This window comes from Paraburkholderia fungorum (assembly GCF_046027605.1).
Lineage (GTDB): Bacteria > Pseudomonadota > Gammaproteobacteria > Burkholderiales > Burkholderiaceae > Paraburkholderia > Paraburkholderia fungorum_F.
The window spans coordinates 107939-123762 of the sequence record NZ_JAQQEF010000009.1 but is presented as its reverse complement, the minus strand read 5'-3'; the positions used below and the strand labels follow the sequence as shown (position 1 = coordinate 123762).

14 protein-coding genes are annotated in these 15824 nt (G+C 63.3%); 12 read left to right on the top strand and 2 right to left on the bottom strand.

Annotation, left to right across the window (positions count from 1 at the left end):
* Positions 1-7: 7 nt before the first annotated feature.
* Both PQR53_RS17035 and PQR53_RS17030 read right to left on the bottom strand, forming a co-directional pair.
* Positions 8-1339, bottom strand: a complete 1332-nt coding sequence (locus tag PQR53_RS17035) for a homoserine dehydrogenase (protein ID WP_408455935.1) — start codon at positions 1337-1339, stop codon at positions 8-10.
* 73 nt (positions 1340-1412) lie between these two features.
* Positions 1413-2660, bottom strand: coding sequence for a pyridoxal phosphate-dependent aminotransferase (locus PQR53_RS17030; RefSeq protein ID WP_323045576.1), 1248 nt, complete (start codon positions 2658-2660; stop codon positions 1413-1415).
* Positions 2661-3191: 531 nt separating this feature from the next.
* Here PQR53_RS17030 and PQR53_RS17025 point away from each other — a divergent pair.
* The 12 genes from PQR53_RS17025 (at position 3192) to PQR53_RS16970 (ending at position 15676) form a co-directional block, all read left to right on the top strand.
* Positions 3192-3566 carry an Mth938-like domain-containing protein gene (locus PQR53_RS17025; RefSeq protein ID WP_408455933.1) on the top strand — a complete coding sequence of 125 codons (375 nt, stop codon included), beginning with the start codon at positions 3192-3194 and terminating at the stop codon, positions 3564-3566.
* Positions 3567-3855: 289 nt separating this feature from the next.
* The gene (locus PQR53_RS17020; RefSeq protein ID WP_408455931.1) at positions 3856-5622 is read left to right on the top strand and encodes a glycosyltransferase family 39 protein; all 1767 of its coding nucleotides are present in this window, start codon (positions 3856-3858) and stop codon (positions 5620-5622) included.
* A 25-nt stretch (positions 5623-5647) separates the two neighbouring features.
* Positions 5648-6019 carry an SMR family transporter gene (locus PQR53_RS17015; RefSeq protein ID WP_054034531.1) on the top strand — a complete coding sequence of 124 codons (372 nt, stop codon included), beginning with the start codon at positions 5648-5650 and terminating at the stop codon, positions 6017-6019.
* 1 nt (position 6020) lies between these two features.
* Positions 6021-6185 carry a hypothetical protein gene (locus tag PQR53_RS17010; RefSeq protein WP_408455929.1) on the top strand — a complete coding sequence of 55 codons (165 nt, stop codon included), beginning with the start codon at positions 6021-6023 and terminating at the stop codon, positions 6183-6185.
* A 122-nt stretch (positions 6186-6307) separates the two neighbouring features.
* A complete protein-coding gene (locus tag PQR53_RS17005) occupies positions 6308-7459 on the top strand; it encodes a DegT/DnrJ/EryC1/StrS family aminotransferase (RefSeq protein WP_408455927.1) in 1152 nt (383 codons plus the stop codon).
* A 6-nt stretch (positions 7460-7465) separates the two neighbouring features.
* A complete protein-coding gene (locus PQR53_RS17000; RefSeq protein WP_408455925.1) occupies positions 7466-8509 on the top strand; it encodes a glycosyltransferase in 1044 nt (347 codons plus the stop codon).
* Positions 8506-9441: a formyltransferase gene (locus PQR53_RS16995; RefSeq protein WP_408455923.1), complete on the top strand. Its 936-nt coding sequence runs from the start codon at positions 8506-8508 to the stop codon at positions 9439-9441. Before PQR53_RS17000 ends, PQR53_RS16995 begins: the two co-directional genes overlap by 4 nt.
* Positions 9438-10490, top strand: a complete 1053-nt coding sequence (locus PQR53_RS16990) for a bifunctional UDP-4-keto-pentose/UDP-xylose synthase (protein WP_408455921.1) — start codon at positions 9438-9440, stop codon at positions 10488-10490. The genes PQR53_RS16995 and PQR53_RS16990 overlap by 4 nt, the downstream gene beginning before the upstream one ends.
* 10 nt (positions 10491-10500) lie before the next feature.
* Positions 10501-11394, top strand: coding sequence for a polysaccharide deacetylase family protein (locus PQR53_RS16985; protein ID WP_408455919.1), 894 nt, complete (start codon positions 10501-10503; stop codon positions 11392-11394).
* A gap of 153 nt (positions 11395-11547) precedes the next feature.
* A complete protein-coding gene (locus tag PQR53_RS16980; RefSeq protein ID WP_408455917.1) occupies positions 11548-12009 on the top strand; it encodes a peroxiredoxin in 462 nt (153 codons plus the stop codon).
* Positions 12010-12355: 346 nt separating this feature from the next.
* On the top strand, positions 12356-14233 hold the full coding sequence (locus tag PQR53_RS16975; RefSeq protein ID WP_408455914.1) for a PhoH family protein: 1878 nt from the start codon (positions 12356-12358) through the stop codon (positions 14231-14233).
* Between the two features lie 204 nt (positions 14234-14437).
* Positions 14438-15676 (top strand): NlpC/P60 family protein, encoded by a 1239-nt coding sequence (locus PQR53_RS16970; RefSeq protein ID WP_408455911.1) that lies wholly within the window; start codon positions 14438-14440, stop codon positions 15674-15676.
* The last annotated feature ends 148 nt before the right edge of the window (positions 15677-15824 follow it).

The following is a 15824-nucleotide window of genomic DNA, read 5'->3' as shown; positions in this document are numbered from 1 at the left end:
GTTCGGCCTAGTTCAGCGCTTCCATGCGCAACTTCGTGACTTGCGAGACAACGGTCTTCAGCGCTTCGATCGTCTTGATCGCGGCGTTGACATTCTTCTCAACCGTTTCGTGCGTAATCAGGATGATGTCGGTTTCGCCCTTGCCGTTCGCATCGACCTGCTCCGATTCCTTCTGCAGCAGCGCGTCGATCGAAATGCCCGTATCCGCCAGAATGCGCGTGATGTCGGCCAGCACGCCCGTCACGTCCGCGACACGCAGACGCAGGTAGTAGCCGCTCGTCACTTCGTCGATCGGCAGGATCGGCGTGCTCGACAGGCTGTCCGGCTGGAACGCCAGATGCGGCACGCGATGCTCCGGGTCCGCTGTATGCAGACGCGTCACGTCGACCAGGTCGGCCACCACGGCGGATGCCGTCGGCTCCGCGCCCGCGCCCTTTCCGTAGTACAGCGTCGTGCCCACGGCGTCGCCATGCACGACGACAGCGTTCATCGCGCCTTCCACGTTGGCCAGCAGTCGCTTCTCGGGAATCAGCGTGGGATGCACGCGCAGTTCGATGCCCTTATCCGTGCGGCGCGCAATACCGAGCAGCTTGATACGGTAGCCGAGTTCCTCGGCGTATTTGATGTCGATCGCCGCGAGCTTGCTGATGCCTTCGACATACGCCTTGTCGAACTGCACCGGCACGCCGAACGCGATCGCGCTCATGATCGTCGCCTTGTGCGCGGCGTCCACACCTTCGATGTCGAAGGTCGGATCGGCTTCGGCGTAACCCAGTTCCTGCGCGGCTTTCAACGCGGTCGCGAAATCGAGCCCACGGTCGCGCATCTCCGAGAGGATGTAGTTCGTCGTGCCGTTGATGATGCCGGCGATGTACTGGATGCGATTGGCCGTGAGCCCCTCGCGCAGCGCCTTGATGATCGGAATGCCGCCCGCCACCGCCGCTTCGAACGACACCATCACGCCGTTGGCGCGCGCCGCTTCGAAAATCTCCGTGCCGTGCACCGCGAGCAGCGCCTTGTTCGCGGTCACCACATGCTTGCGGTTTTTAATCGCGCGCAGCACGAGCTCGCGCGCCACACCCGTGCCGCCGATCATCTCCGCCACGATATCGATCGACGGATCGTCCACCACCGCGTTGAAGTCATCGGTCAGCGCCACGGTGCCGGCAGCATTCCCGAGCGCCGCGGTCGCCTTGGCGGGGTTGCGCACGGCAATGCGCGCAATCTCGATGCCACGGCCCGCGCGGCGTTTGATTTCTTCCTGATTGCGGCGCAGTACCGTGAAGGTGCCGCTGCCTACCGTGCCGAAGCCCAGCAGTCCAACTTTGATCGGTTCCATGCAGCGTGTGTTTTCGAGTAAGTGATTAAAAGGAAACGGGGCTGGCCGCGGCGCGCGAGACGCGCCGTCCATCTCATGCCGTGTGGCGTTTGCGGTAACCGTCGAGGAAACGCGCGATCCGGTTGATCGAATCCGCGAGGTCGTCCACATTCGGCAGGAACACGACGCGGAAGTGATCCGGCGTCTTCCAGTTGAAACCGGTGCCTTGAACCAGCAGCACGCGCTCTTCCAGCAGAAGGTCGAGGATGAACTGCTGGTCGTCCTGGATCGGATAAATCTTCGGATCGAGGCGTGGGAACATGTACAGCGCCGCCTCGGGCTTCACGCAGCTCACGCCGGGGATGGCCGTCAGCATGTCATACGCGAGTTCGCGCTGTTTGTACAGGCGCCCGCTCGGCACGATCAGGTCGTTGATGCTTTGATAGCCGCCGAGCGCGGTCTGGATCGCGTACTGGCCGGGCACGTTCGGGCACAGGCGCATCGAAGCCAGAATGCCGAGCCCTTCGAAATAGTCTTTGGCATTGCGGCGGTTCTCGCCGGTCAGGCCCGAGATAAACATCCAGCCGGCCCGGTAGCCGCACGAGCGGTAGCTCTTCGAGAGGCTGTTGAACGTGACAGTGAGCACGTCTTCGGAAAGCGCGGCCATCGACGTGTGCTTCTTGCCGTCGTAGACGATCTTGTCGTAGACCTCGTCGGCGAAGATCACGAGGCCGTGCTGGCGGGCAATCTCGATCAGGCCGAGCAGGAGTTCGTCCGAGTACAGCGCGCCGGTGGGGTTGTTCGGATTGATGACGACGAGCGCGCGCGTATTCGGCGTGATTTTCGCGCGGATGTCGTCCAGATCAGGCATCCAGCGGTTCGATTCGTCGCAGATGTAGTGCACCGGCGTGCCGCCCGACAGGCTTACGCCGGCGGTCCACAGCGGGTAATCCGGCGCGGGCAGCAACACTTCGTCGCCGTCGTTCAGGAGGCCCTGCAACGCCATCACGATCAGTTCTGAGGCGCCATTGCCGATGTAGATGTCGTCCAGTTCGACGCCATGCACGCCCTTTTGCTGCGTGTAATGCATGATCGCCTTGCGCGCGGCGAACACGCCCTTGGAATCCGAGTAGCCGGACGAACCCGGCAGATTCAGGATCATGTCCTGGATGATTTCATCCGGCGCGTCGAAGCCGAACGGCGCGAGATTGCCGATGTTCAGCTTGATGATGCGGTGGCCCTCTTCTTCGAGCCGCTTTGCATGTTCGAGGACAGGCCCGCGAATGTCGTAGCAGACATTCAACAACTTGTTGGATTTGAGAATCGGTTTCACGGCGGGCACTTCATCCTGTTGATGGGCTTGGGCGAACAAGCGGGGGCGAAAAAAAGCCGGGCCGGGCAAGTCCGCCGATGCGGGAAATTATGACGCGGCGCGGCCGCGAGACACGGATCGGGCCGCGAGACGCGGATGCGCCGGCTTTCCAGGCCAGTCAGGCGCGCCTGCGGCGGATTGCGCCGGTGCAGCAGCCAGATCGCTCAAGGCAGGCCAAAGCGGCCAAAAGCAGCAGGCCAAAAAACAACCGAAAAACGTGCGGAACCAGGCAGGTAGCCGGTGGGCCGCGCCCGTGCCCTCAGGGCGGCTTATGACAGCACATGAGGCAGCACTCGAGCGGGGGGCGCCGCGAGGCGGCTAAAAAGCTATAATTTAGCGGATTTTGGCCGACTTCCGCAATGCACCAACCGCATCGGCAAGCCTTTTCGGCCACTTCTGTGTCATTCGCGTGTCCCGCTCGCGTCAAACCGCCCTGCTTCCGTTCTGCCTGGTCAGGCCGCCCACACGCATGATGCCTCACGACGACTTCGGAAAACGAATTTGAAATTACATCAAGACTCCAGTGGCGCCCTCAACACCGTTACCGGCTACGGCGCCGACTACGTCGAAATCAATCTGGTGCGCCATTCGGGCAGCCTTCTCGTGCTGCCCGAAACGCCCGTCATCCCTTGGCCGGTCTCCTCTTTCGACGACCTGAGCGCCGAGCATTTCGCCATGCTGGTGGAATCGGCGCCCGAAGTGGTGGTGTTCGGCAGCGGTGACCGGCTGCGCTTTCCGCATCCGCGCCTGACCGCCGCGCTCACCGCCAAACGCATCGGCGTCGAAACGATGGACTTCAAGGCCGCCTGCCGCACCTACAACATTCTCATGGCCGAGGGCCGCAAGGTCGCTGCCGCGTTGCTGATCGAAGCGTAACGGCCTCGCGGCCGCCGCAGACCAGGGGGCTGCGCATGCGTCCTCATGACTCATGACCGCGGACTCGCGCCGTGCCCATCCGCACGAACTGACTGCGCGCCGTGGGCGCGTCACGGCCGATAACGTACACTGCGCGCCATTGGCGCTTTGGCAGCGCCCCTGAACAGTGCGGGCCGGTTAGCGTCCGGATGAAAGTTGCATCTCCGGAAAGCAGGCTGCCGGAGCGCCGTCCTCGACTTCATATAACACTGCCACGCCGTACATGGCGTCGCCCAAAAGGTTGAAATACATGAACGATATGCCGACAAGGCTACCGCTCAATCGCACCACGATCCTGCTGCTGGTGCTGGCCCTCGCCGTGATCTGGTTCGTGCCGCTCGGCTGGCGCCATCTGCTGCCGAGCGACGAGGGGCGCTACGCCGAAATGGCGCGCGAGATGTTCGTCACCGGCGACTGGATCACGCCGCGCTATAACGGCTACAAGTATTTCGAGAAGCCGCCGCTGCAAACCTGGGCGAATGCGCTCACGTTCGCGTGGTTCGGCATCGGCGAATGGCAGGCGCGGCTTTACACCGCGCTGACGGGCTTTGCCGGCGTACTGCTGATCGGCTTCACCGGCGCGCGCGTGTTCAACGCGGCGACCGGCGTGTTCGCGGCGCTCGTGCTGGCCACATCGCCGTACTGGAACCTGATGGGTCACTTCAACACGCTCGACATGGGCCTGTCGTTCTGGATGGAGCTGACGCTCTGCGCGCTGCTGCTGGCGCAGCGCCCCAAACTGCCGGACGCCAACGTGCGGGCATGGATGTGGGTGTGCTGGGGGTCGATGGCGCTCGCGGTGCTCTCCAAGGGCCTCGTGGGCGTGATCCTGCCGGGTGCGGTGCTGGTGCTGTACACCCTGCTCGCCCGCGACTGGGCCCTGTGGAAGCGCCTGCATCTGATCGGCGGCCTGATCGTGTTCTTCGCGATCGTCACGCCATGGTTCGTGCTGGTGCAGCAGCGCAACCCGGAATTCCTGAACTTCTTCTTCATTGTTCAGCAGTTCAAGCGCTATCTGACACCGGAGCAGAACCGCCCGGGGGCGTTCTATTACTTTGTGCCCGTGCTGCTGGTCGGCTTCCTGCCGTGGTTGTCGGTGACTATCCAGAGCGTGCGCCACGCATGGCGCCAGCCGCGCCAGCCGAACGGTTTCGCGCCAGTCACGCTGATGCTGGTGTGGACCGCGTTCATCTTCCTGTTCTTCAGCGCGTCGCACTCGAAGCTACTGTCGTACACGCTGCCGATCGCCCCGCCGATCGCCCTTGTCATCGGCATGTATCTGCCGCTCGTCACACGGGCTCAACTGCGCCGCCACCTGGCCGGCTATGCGCTGTTTCTCGTGGTGGCGGCGTTCGCGGCGCTGTTCATGTCGCGCTTCGGCAACGCGCGCAACCCGGCTGAGCTGTATGTCGAATACCGCAGCTGGGTGCTGGCGGCACTCGGCGTCGCCTTCGTGCTCACGCTGGTCGCGCTGTGGCTGAACCGCCGCAGCCGCGCCGGCACGCTGGGCGCCGTTGCGAGCTTCGGCGCGGCGTGGTTGCTGCTCGGTACGATTGCCGGCACGGGTCACGACGTGTTCGGCCGCCTGAGTTCCGGCGCGCCGCTCGCGCCCGCCATCAAGGCCGAAATCGCCAGGTTGCCGGCCGATACGCCGTTCTACTCGGTCGGCGTGCTCGACCACACGCTGCCGTTCTACGTCGGCCACACGACGATCATGGTCGAACATCCCGACGAACTGGCGTTCGGCGTATCCGTCGAACCGCAGAAATGGGTGCCGTCGGTCGACGCGTGGATCGAGCGCTGGAAGGCCGACCGCTACGCACTCGCGCTGATCCCGCCGCCCACTTACGACAGGCTGCTCAAAGAGGGCTTGCCGATGCAGGTGATCGCGCGCGACTCGCGCCGGGTGGTGGTAATGAAGCCCGCAGCGGTGCCCGCGCCCGCATCCGATGCAGCGGCAGTAGCGGCACCTGCGGCACCCACCGCATCGGCGGCAGTAGAAAAACCACAACAATGACCCCATCTCCGGATCTAACCGTTCGATGAACCCGATTTCGCTCTTTTGTATCCTCGCCGGCGTCACGTTGAACGCGGGCGCGCAGTTGTTGCTCAAAGCCGGAACGAATGCCGTTGGACACTTCGAATTCACCCGTGCGAACATCCTGCCCATCGCCTTCCGTCTGGCGACCCAGCCGCCGATCATCGGCGGGCTGGCCTGCTACGTGATCAGTGTGGGCGTATGGGTGATCGGGCTCTCGCGGGTGGACGTGTCGATTGCCTACCCGATGCTGTCGCTCGGATACGTCGTCAACGCGTTCGCGGCGTGGTATCTATTCGGCGAAGTGATGTCAGTCCAGAAGCTGGTCGGGATCGGCGTCATCCTGATCGGCGTCGTCGTGCTGGCGCGCAGCTAGTTTGTTATGCCCCGGCCGCGCTGTGCCGGGCACGCGTTATTACCGTTTATTGCTGGTGCTGGTGCTGGTGCTGGTGCTGGTGCTGGTGCTGGTGCTGGTGCTGCGAAAGTCCCGGCTGCAAGCGACGGGGGAAGCCGGGCAGCGGCGCCGGCCAGGTAAAATGTAAGCTTGGCCGCGGCAGGCTTGGCGGTTGCGCCCTTTTTTCAGTCGTGGCCTTGGGTTTGCGAGTGGTTTGTGATCTACTTCGCGCCCTTCGGGTTGCGCCCCTTTCAATCGAGCGAAGCATTCATGAGCCAATCAACAGTCCCGTTTTTGCCGTTTGTCAAACCTGAGATCGATGAAGAAACGATTCAGGGCGTCGCCGACGTGCTCCGCTCCGGCTGGATCACGACCGGCCCGCAGAACCAGAAGTTCGAAGCGGCGTTATCCGAGTTCTGCGGTGGCCGGCCGGTGCGGACGTTCAATTCCGGCACCGCGACGCTCGAAATCGGGCTGCGTATCGCCGGCGTGGGCGAAGGCGACGAAGTCATTACCACCCCCGCCACGTGGGTGTCGACCAGCAACGTGATCTACGAAGTCGGCGCCACGCCCGTGTTCGCCGACATCGACCCGGTCACGCGCAACATCGACCTCGATCTGCTTGAAAAGGCCATCACCCCGCGCACCAAGGCGATCATCCCGGTGTATCTGTCCGGTCTGCCGGTCGACATGGATCGCCTGTATGAGATCGCCCGCGCCCACAAGCTGCGCGTGATCGAAGACGCGGCCCAGGCATTCGGCTCGACGTGGAATGGTGAGCGCATCGGCAAGCTCGGCGATATCGTCTCGTTCAGCTTCCACGCGAACAAGAATCTGACCTCGATCGAAGGCGGCGCACTGGTGCTGAACAACGAGGAAGAAGCGATCCTCGCGCAGAAATACCGCCTGCAAGGCATCACCCGCACCGGTTTCGACGGCATGGACTGCGACGTGCTGGGCGGCAAGTACAACCTGACGGACGTCGCCGCGCGCGTCGGCCTCGGCCAGTTGCCGCATCTCGAGCGTTTCCTCGCCCAGCGCAAAAAGCTCGTGCGCGCGTATTTCGCCGGCCTGGAAGGCGGCGCCGCGGTGAAACTGGGCGTAGGCCTGCCGTTTGCGGACTTCGAAAACAGCAACTGGCACATGTTCCAGATCACGCTGCCGCTCGAAAAACTGTCGATCGACCGCGCGGGTTTCATGGGTCAGCTGAAGGAGCGCGGCATCGGTTCGGGCGTGCATTACCCGGCGATTCATCTGTTCTCGCTATACCGCGCGAAAGGCTTCAGGGAAGGCATGTTCCCGCATGCGGAGCGCTTCGGCGCCACCACCGTCACGCTGCCGCTCTTCACGCTGATGAACGAGGGCGACGTGGAACGGGTGTGCCGCGCGGTCAATGAAATTTGCGAACAATACGGAAAATAAGCGGAAATGAGTTATTCGGAACATCGCGCCGTCACGCCGGAAGTGTCGATCATCATCCCGGTGTACAACGAGGAAGCCGGACTGGCTGCGCTGTTCGCGCGCCTTTACCCGGCGCTCGACGCGCTCGGCACCGCCTATGAAGTGATCTTCATCAACGACGGCAGCCGCGACAAATCCGCCGCCCTGCTCGCTGAGCAGTTCCGCGCGCGGCCCGACACGACCCGGGTGATCCTGCTGAACGGCAACTACGGCCAGCACATGGCGATTCTGGCGGGCTTCGAACAATCGCGTGGCGAAATCGTCATCACGCTCGACGCCGATCTGCAGAACCCGCCGGAAGAAATCGGCAAGCTGGTCAACAAGATGCGCGAAGGCTACGACTACGTCGGCACGATTCGCCTGCAACGTCAGGACAGCCTGTGGCGCCGCAAGGCCTCACGCGCGATGAACCGTCTGCGCGAGCGCATCACCCGCATCAAGATGACCGACCAGGGCTGCATGCTGCGCGCGTACAGCCGGCACATCATCGACACGATCAATCGCTGCGGCGAGATCAACACCTTCATTCCGGCGCTGGCGTACACCTTCGCGCAGAATCCGGTCGAGATCGAAGTCGCGCACGAAGAGCGCTTTGCCGGCGAATCGAAATACTCGCTTTACAGCCTGATCCGCCTGAATTTCGACCTGGTCACCGGCTTCTCGGTGGTGCCGCTGCAATGGTTGTCGTTCATCGGCGTGATCCTGTCGCTCGGCTCCGCCGCATTGTTCGTGCTGCTGCTGATTCGCCGCTTCATCATCGGCGCGGAAGTGCAAGGTGTGTTCACGCTGTTCGCTATCACCTTCTTCCTGCTCGGCGTGATCATTTTCGCGCTGGGGCTGCTGGGTGAATACATCGGCCGGATTTACCAGCAGGTGCGGGCCCGTCCGCGATATCTGGTGCAGACGATTCTCGAACAGCGCGACGGCACCACCGTGACCGAAGCGCCGCGCCAGGCCGTGGTGCAGGCCGTGCAGGCCGCGCCGCTAATCGATCAGGGCCCGAACCCATGAAGCCGCGCGCCGTCGTATTCGCGTATCACAACGTCGGCGTGCGCTGCCTGCAGGTGCTGCTCGCGCGCGGCGTCGACGTGGCGCTGGTCGTCACGCACGAAGACAGCCCAACCGAGAACATCTGGTTCGGCAGCGTCGCCTCGGTTGCCGCTGAGTACGGCATCAAGGTCGTCACGCCGGCCGATCCGAAGAGTGCGGAACTGCGTGAGGCGCTCAGCGCCGCACGGCCGGACTTCATCTTTTCGTTCTACTACCGCCACATGTTGCCGGTCGACCTGCTGGCGCTCGCCGCACGGGGCGCTTACAACATGCACGGCTCGCTGCTGCCGAAATATCGCGGCCGCGTGCCGACCAACTGGGCGGTGCTGCACGGCGAAACCGAAACCGGCGCGACGCTGCACGAAATGGCCGCCAAGCCCGACGCGGGCGCGATCATCGCGCAAACGCCGGTGCCGATCCTGCCCGACGACACCGCCGCGCAGGTATTCGACAAGGTCACGGTGGCCGCCGAGCAGACGCTGTGGCGTGTGCTGCCGGCTTTGCTGGCTGGCGTTGCACCGCATCTGCCGAACGATCTGTCGCACGGCAGCTACTACGGCGGGCGTAAGCCGGAAGACGGCCGGATCGACTGGACACAACCGGCGCAACAGGTCTACAACCTGATCCGCGCGGTCGCGCCGCCCTATCCCGGCGCGTTCACCGACCTCGAAGGCCACCGTTTCATCATCGCCCGGGCGCGCCTCGCCGCGCCCGGCGCGCTTCGCTCAGATTTGCCGCCGGGCCTGCACGTAAGCGATAATGCCGTTTTCGCGATATGCGGCGACGGTCGCGCGATCACCATCCACGAATTGCGGCACCAGCACGACGGCACTGAAACCGTCGTCACCCCGGCCGAATTCGCCCAGCTCATCCAAATTCCCCGTCATTCATGAACGCAAAAAAAGTCCTGATTCTGGGTGTGAACGGCTTTATCGGCCATCACCTGTCCAAACGCATTCTCGAAACGACCGATTGGGAAGTCTTCGGGATGGACATGCAGACTGAACGTCTGGGCGATCTGGTCAATCATGAGCGGATGCACTTCTTTGAAGGCGACATCACGATCAACAAGGAGTGGGTCGAGTATCACATCAAGAAGTGCGATGTGATCCTGCCGCTGGTCGCGATCGCCACGCCCGCCACGTATGTGAAGCAACCGTTGCGCGTGTTCGAACTCGACTTCGAGGCGAACCTGCCGATCGTGCGTTCGGCCGTCAAGTACGGCAAGCACCTCGTGTTTCCGTCGACCTCCGAGGTCTACGGCATGTGCACGGACGAGCAGTTCGATCCGGAAGAGTCGCAACTGTCGTACGGCCCGATCAACAAGCCGCGCTGGATCTACGCGTGCTCCAAGCAGCTGATGGACCGCGTGATCTGGGGTTACGGCATGGAAGGCCTGAACTTCACGCTGTTCCGTCCGTTCAACTGGATCGGCCCGGGCCTCGATTCGATCTACACGCCGAAGGAAGGCAGCTCGCGCGTGGTCACACAGTTCCTCGGTCACATCGTGCGCGGCGAAAACATCAGCCTCGTGGACGGCGGCGCGCAAAAGCGCGCCTTCACGGATATCGACGACGGCATCGGCGCGCTGATGAAGATCATCGAGAACAAGGATGGCGTCGCCACGGGCAAGATCTACAACATCGGCAACCCGACCAATAACTTCTCGGTGCGCGAGCTCGCGCACAAGATGCTGACGCTCGCCGCCGAATTCCCGGAATACGCCGAGCTCGCGAAGCAAGTGCAACTGGTCGAAACGTCCTCGGGTGCGTACTACGGCGCGGGCTACCAGGACGTGCAGAACCGCGTCCCGAAGATCGACAATACGATGCAGGAACTCGGCTGGGCGCCGCAGTCGACCTTCGACGAAGCGCTGCGCAAGATTTTCGAAGCGTATCGCGGCCACGTCGCCGAAGCACGCGCGCTCGTCGAACAACACTAAGGCCTGATCCTTGGCTCGCATCGTCCTGAAAATCGACGTCGACACGCTGCGCGGCACCCGTGAAGGCGTGCCGAATCTCGCGCGCATCTTCGACCGCTTCAAGGCACGCGCCACCTTCCTCTTTAGCCTCGGCCCCGACCACACGGGTTGGGCAATGCGCCGCGTATTGCGGCCAGGCTTTCTGAAGAAGGTGTCGCGCACCTCGGTGGTCGAACATTACGGCGTCAAGCAATTGATGTACGGCGTGCTGCTGCCGGGGCCGGACATCGGCGTGAAGAGCGCCGCGGAAATGCGCGCGATTCATGAAGCCGGTTTCGAATGCGGCATCCACACGTGGGATCACGTGTATTGGCAGGACAACGTGCGTTCGCAAGACCGCGAGTGGACCGAGAAGCAGATGCAGAAGAGCTTCAACCGCTTTGTTGCGATCTTCGGGACGCCGCCCGTCACGCACGGTGCGGCGGGCTGGCAAATGAACGGCCATGCATTTGAGCAGATCGACGCGTGGGGCATGCAATACGCGTCCGACGGGCGCGGCCATTCGCCCTATCTGCCGGTGGTCGGCGGCAGGCAACTGTCGCACGTGCAGATGCCCACCACGCTGCCCACGCTCGACGAAGTGCTCGGCGTGGACGGTGTGGATGAGCACAACGTCGCCGCATGGATGTTGAAGCACACCGAAAACAATCCGCACGATCAGGTGTTCACGCTGCACGCGGAGCTCGAAGGACAAAAGCTCGCGCCGATTTTCGAGCAGCTTCTCGAGGGCTGGCGCGCGCAAGGCCACACCTTCGCGACCATGGGTGATTACTACGCCACGCTGGACCGCAGCACGCTGCCATCGTACCCTGTTACGTGGGGCGAGATTCCAGGCCGCTCCGGCGAGTTGATTGTCCAGCCCTGAGTGGCCAGGCGGCAGCCGGCCCCGACGACCCTGATGACCCGACCGCCGCGCGAGCGTCCACCGCGCGTCAGTCGCCCTCCCCCCAGCCTCGATGCCAGGCCGGCGCCGCAGCCGTTGCAAGCGCGGCGCCAGCCATAACAACCGGAGAACCTCGTGCCTATCGCAGTCGACCAACCCATCCCCGACTTTACCGCCCCCGCTACCGGCGGCGACATCACGCTGTCCAGGCTGCGGGGCAAGAAGGTGGTGCTGTATTTCTATCCGAAAGACAACACTCCGGGCTGCACGACCGAAGGCCTGCAATTCCGCGATCTCTACCCGAAGTTCAAGAAGGCAGGCGCGGAAATTCTCGGCGTGTCGCGCGACAGCCTGCGCTCCCATGACAACTTCAAGGCAAAGCTCGAACTACCGTTCCCGTTGATCTCGGACCCCGAGGAAACCTTGTGTGCGCTCTTCGGCGTCATGAAATTGAAGAAAATGTATGGCAAAGAAGTACGTGGGATCGAACGCTCCACGTTCCTGATCGACGCCGAAGGCGTGCTGCGCCAGGAGTGGCGCGGCGTGAAAGTGCCAGGGCATGTCGATGACATTCTGGAGGCTGTACAAGCGCTTTGAGGCGCGTTATATTGGGTTCCAATGAGTGCCTGTCCACCCCATACTTTTCGCCGCTGCGCCAGACTTGAGGGCCGTTTTACCGGTTCCGTCGAGGTCATGAGGTGCAACGCGACAACCGAAGGCGAGCCGCTTGTCCCGTACGCCGGGGCGGCGGCTTTTTTAATTGCGCAGAGCCGTTCGTTCACTCGGCCACGCGCTTCCGTTAAGGAGCCGATCGAAGACCAGGCGAACCGGCATCTCTAGACCGAATGCGCGCCTCCGGGCGCAAACTGCGTGCGCACTCACTGGCACCGGCAGAATGCGACAGGCGGCGCACGAAATGTGACCCGATTATTCGAGGGAAACCATGCCTTTGCCTACCCCCCCCAGCAAGCTCGGCAATCTCCTGCCGCCTGACGAATACAAGGCCAAAGCCGCCACGCCGGCGCGCTCCGCCGCGAAGAAACAGGCAACCGAAGGGGAATCCGCTGAGTCCGCCGACTACGGTCGCGCGAATGTCGCCACGCCGATGGCGCACGCCGCCAATGCCGCGACCACTTTGCGGCCCGTTCCGGCTTCGTCGGCTTCCGCTGCTGCGTCTGCATCCGCCGAGCAAGCTGCACCGGCGCGCACACGCAAGTCGAAGCAGACCGCAGCATTGCTGCAACCGGTTCCCGCTACCCGGCCGCAGGCCGAACCGGCGGCGCAAGCCGCACCCGCTGCTGCTAAATCGCAGCCCGTGGTCGCGCGCGCGCCAAGCGCGAAAGACCCGGCCGCCAGCACGCCCGCCGCAGCAGCAGCCAGCGTGCGCGGCACCAGCAAGAAGCGTGGTGCAGCCTCCGATCCGCTCGAAGTCCAGAAGCTCTTCGTGCTGGATACGAACGTGCTGATGCACGATCCAAGCTGCCTGTTCCGTTTCGAGGAACACGACGTCTATCTGCCCATGATGACGTTGGAAGAACTCGACAACCATAAAAAGGGCATGTCGGAAGTCGCGCGTAACGCCCGTCAGGTGAGCCGCACGCTGGACGCGCTGGTGGCGAACGCCGGCAATATGTCCGACGGCATTTCGCTGGCGCGTCTAGGCAGCCGCGAGGCGTCCGGGCGTCTGTACTTCCAGACCAAGCTCACCGCCATCGAGCCGGTCGAAGGTCTGCCTGAAGGCAAGGCCGACAACCAGATTCTCGGCGTGGTGCGCGCGCTGCAGCGCGACCGCATGGATCGCCAGGTCGTGCTGGTGTCGAAAGACATCAACATGCGCATCAAGGCGCATGCGCTCGGCCTGCCCGCGGAAGATTACTTCAACGACCAGGTGCTCGAAGACAGCGATCTGCTGTATTCGGGCATCCGCGCGCTGCCGCAGGATTTCTGGACCAGGCACGCGAAGGGCATGGAGAGCTGGCAGGACACCAAAACCGGCACCACGTATTACCGCGTGACGGGTCCGCTGTGCGCCTCGATGCTGGTCAACGAGTTCGTCTATCTGGAACCGCAGAACGGCGAGCCGACCTTCCATGCGCTGGTGCGCGAGCTGAACGGCAAGACGGCGTTGCTGCAAACCTTGCGCGACTACGGCCACCACAAGAACAACGTGTGGGGCATCACGGCGCGCAATCGCGAGCAGAACTTCGCGCTGAACCTGCTGATGAATCCGGAGATCGACTTCGTCACGCTACTGGGTCAGGCCGGTACCGGCAAGACGCTGGTCGCGCTCGCGGCAGGCCTCGCCCAGGTGCTCGACGACAAGCGCTACAACGAGATCATTGTGACGCGCGCCACGGTGCCGGTCGGTGAAGACATCGGCTTCCTGCCGGGGACGGAAGAGGAAAAAATGCAGCCGTGGATGGGTGCATTCGACGACAACCTCGAAGTCCTGCAGAAAACCGACGACGCCGCCGGCGAATGGGGTCGCGCCGCCACGCAGGAGCTGATCCGCTCGCGCCTGAAGGTCAAGAGCATGAACTTCATGCGCGGCCGTACGTTCGTGGACAAGTATCTGATCATCGACGAGGCGCAAAACCTGACGCCGAAGCAGATGAAGACACTGGTCACGCGCGCGGGGCCGGGTACGAAGATCATCTGTCTTGGCAATATCGCGCAGATCGATACGCCTTATCTGACAGAAGGCAGCTCGGGTCTGACCTACGTGGTCGACCGCTTCAAGGGCTGGGCGCACAGCGGGCACGTGACGCTGGCGCGCGGTGAGCGTTCGCGCCTCGCCGACTACGCGTCGGAAATTCTTTAAGTTTCAACGCCTTAGCTTAAGAAAGAAGCCGCGTCCGGGTGATTCCGGACGCGGCTTTTTTGTTGCCGAATCGTTCCCCACGGGCAACACTTAGCGCATAAACTTCAAGTAAGTTGTCAAGAATTCTTGCCTGAGCCAGGTTCCACGGGCTACCATCCCGAAATCATCGCCATTAAACGAGCGTTTACCGCTCACGTCGTCTTCATGCGCCGACTCGCCCTTTCGCTGCTGACCGTTTTGCTGCTCGCCGCTTGCGCCGGCGCGCCGCAAAAGACGTCGCGCGGGCCGGGGTCATCGGTCGTCGTCGCGAACGGCGCTTATCACGCGCCGCCGCCGGGCTTCCCGAACTTTGTCGATCACAGCATCGGCCGTGAAGAAATTTCGATTCAGGCGATGAGTCTGGTCGGCATTCCGTACCGTTGGGGCGGCAATACGCCCGATAGCGGCTTTGATTGCAGTGGATTGGTTCGTTATGTGGTGTCGCGCGCCGCTTCAGTCAATCTGCCGCGGACGACTGCGGATATGAGCGGGCGCGGCGAATCGATCGAGCCGGACGAAATCGCGCCGGGCGATCTGATTTTCTTCAACACCACTGGGCGCGCGCATTCACATGTCGGCATTTATGTGGGCAAGCTGCGTTTCGTCAATGCGCCGTCGACGGGCGGCACCGTACGGCTCGACTATCTGACCAATCCGTATTGGGCCAAACGCTTCGACGGTATTCGTCGGGTGGCCGCGCCGGCCGCGACACCGGCACCATTCGATACGCCGAGCTATCAGGCTGCCGCGCCACAACCCGAGCGCGTTGCACCAGTGGCTCAGACAGCGCCGGCTTATGCGGGCGCCGCTGGGGCGATGCACGTTTCGCCGGGCTACGCGGCAAATGCTGCGGCGACGCGCTCGGCGGGTTATGCGGTAGCGCCTGTTGCGTCGCAAGCTTCAGGCTATGCCGCGCCGCCGGAAGCGCCGCAGCAAACGGCACGTGTCGCGGCGACCACGCGTGCGCCGCTGACTGCAACCGCTCAGCCGACGGTCGCTACGGCTGCGGCACCGGCACCGCAAGCTGATCCGTTCGAGCCGCCGCCGCCCGGGATGAGCGCCGCGCAAATGCAAGCGCGCGCGGCGGGTGCGGTGTCTCCGGTGCGCGTTCAGACCACCCGGGCGAGTACGTACGACACCGCCGTGGAGTTGACGAATCAGCAGACGACGGCTGCGCGCGTTGAACCGTCAGCCCGCGCGCCGGATCCGATCGACGCCGCAGCCGACGCATTCGAGCCACCTCCGCCTGCTTCAGTCGCCGCGCGCCAGGCGCAGCAAGCTCAACAAGCCGACGAGAACACCGGTGTGCAGATCATGCGCGCCTCAACGACATCGCGCGGCGTCCCTGCCCCCACGCAAACCACCGACGACCCGATCGCACGCTTCGCCAACGGTAACTTTTAACGGCGCGGGCCGTGGCTCGAAGCTCGAAGCTCGAAGCTCGAAGCCTAGGCTACCCTAACCAATGCCAATGCCATTGCCATGCCGCCCAAGATTAGTCGCACGGCGGCGCTCACACCCCACCCCCACGCGCTAGTCCATCCCCGCTGCG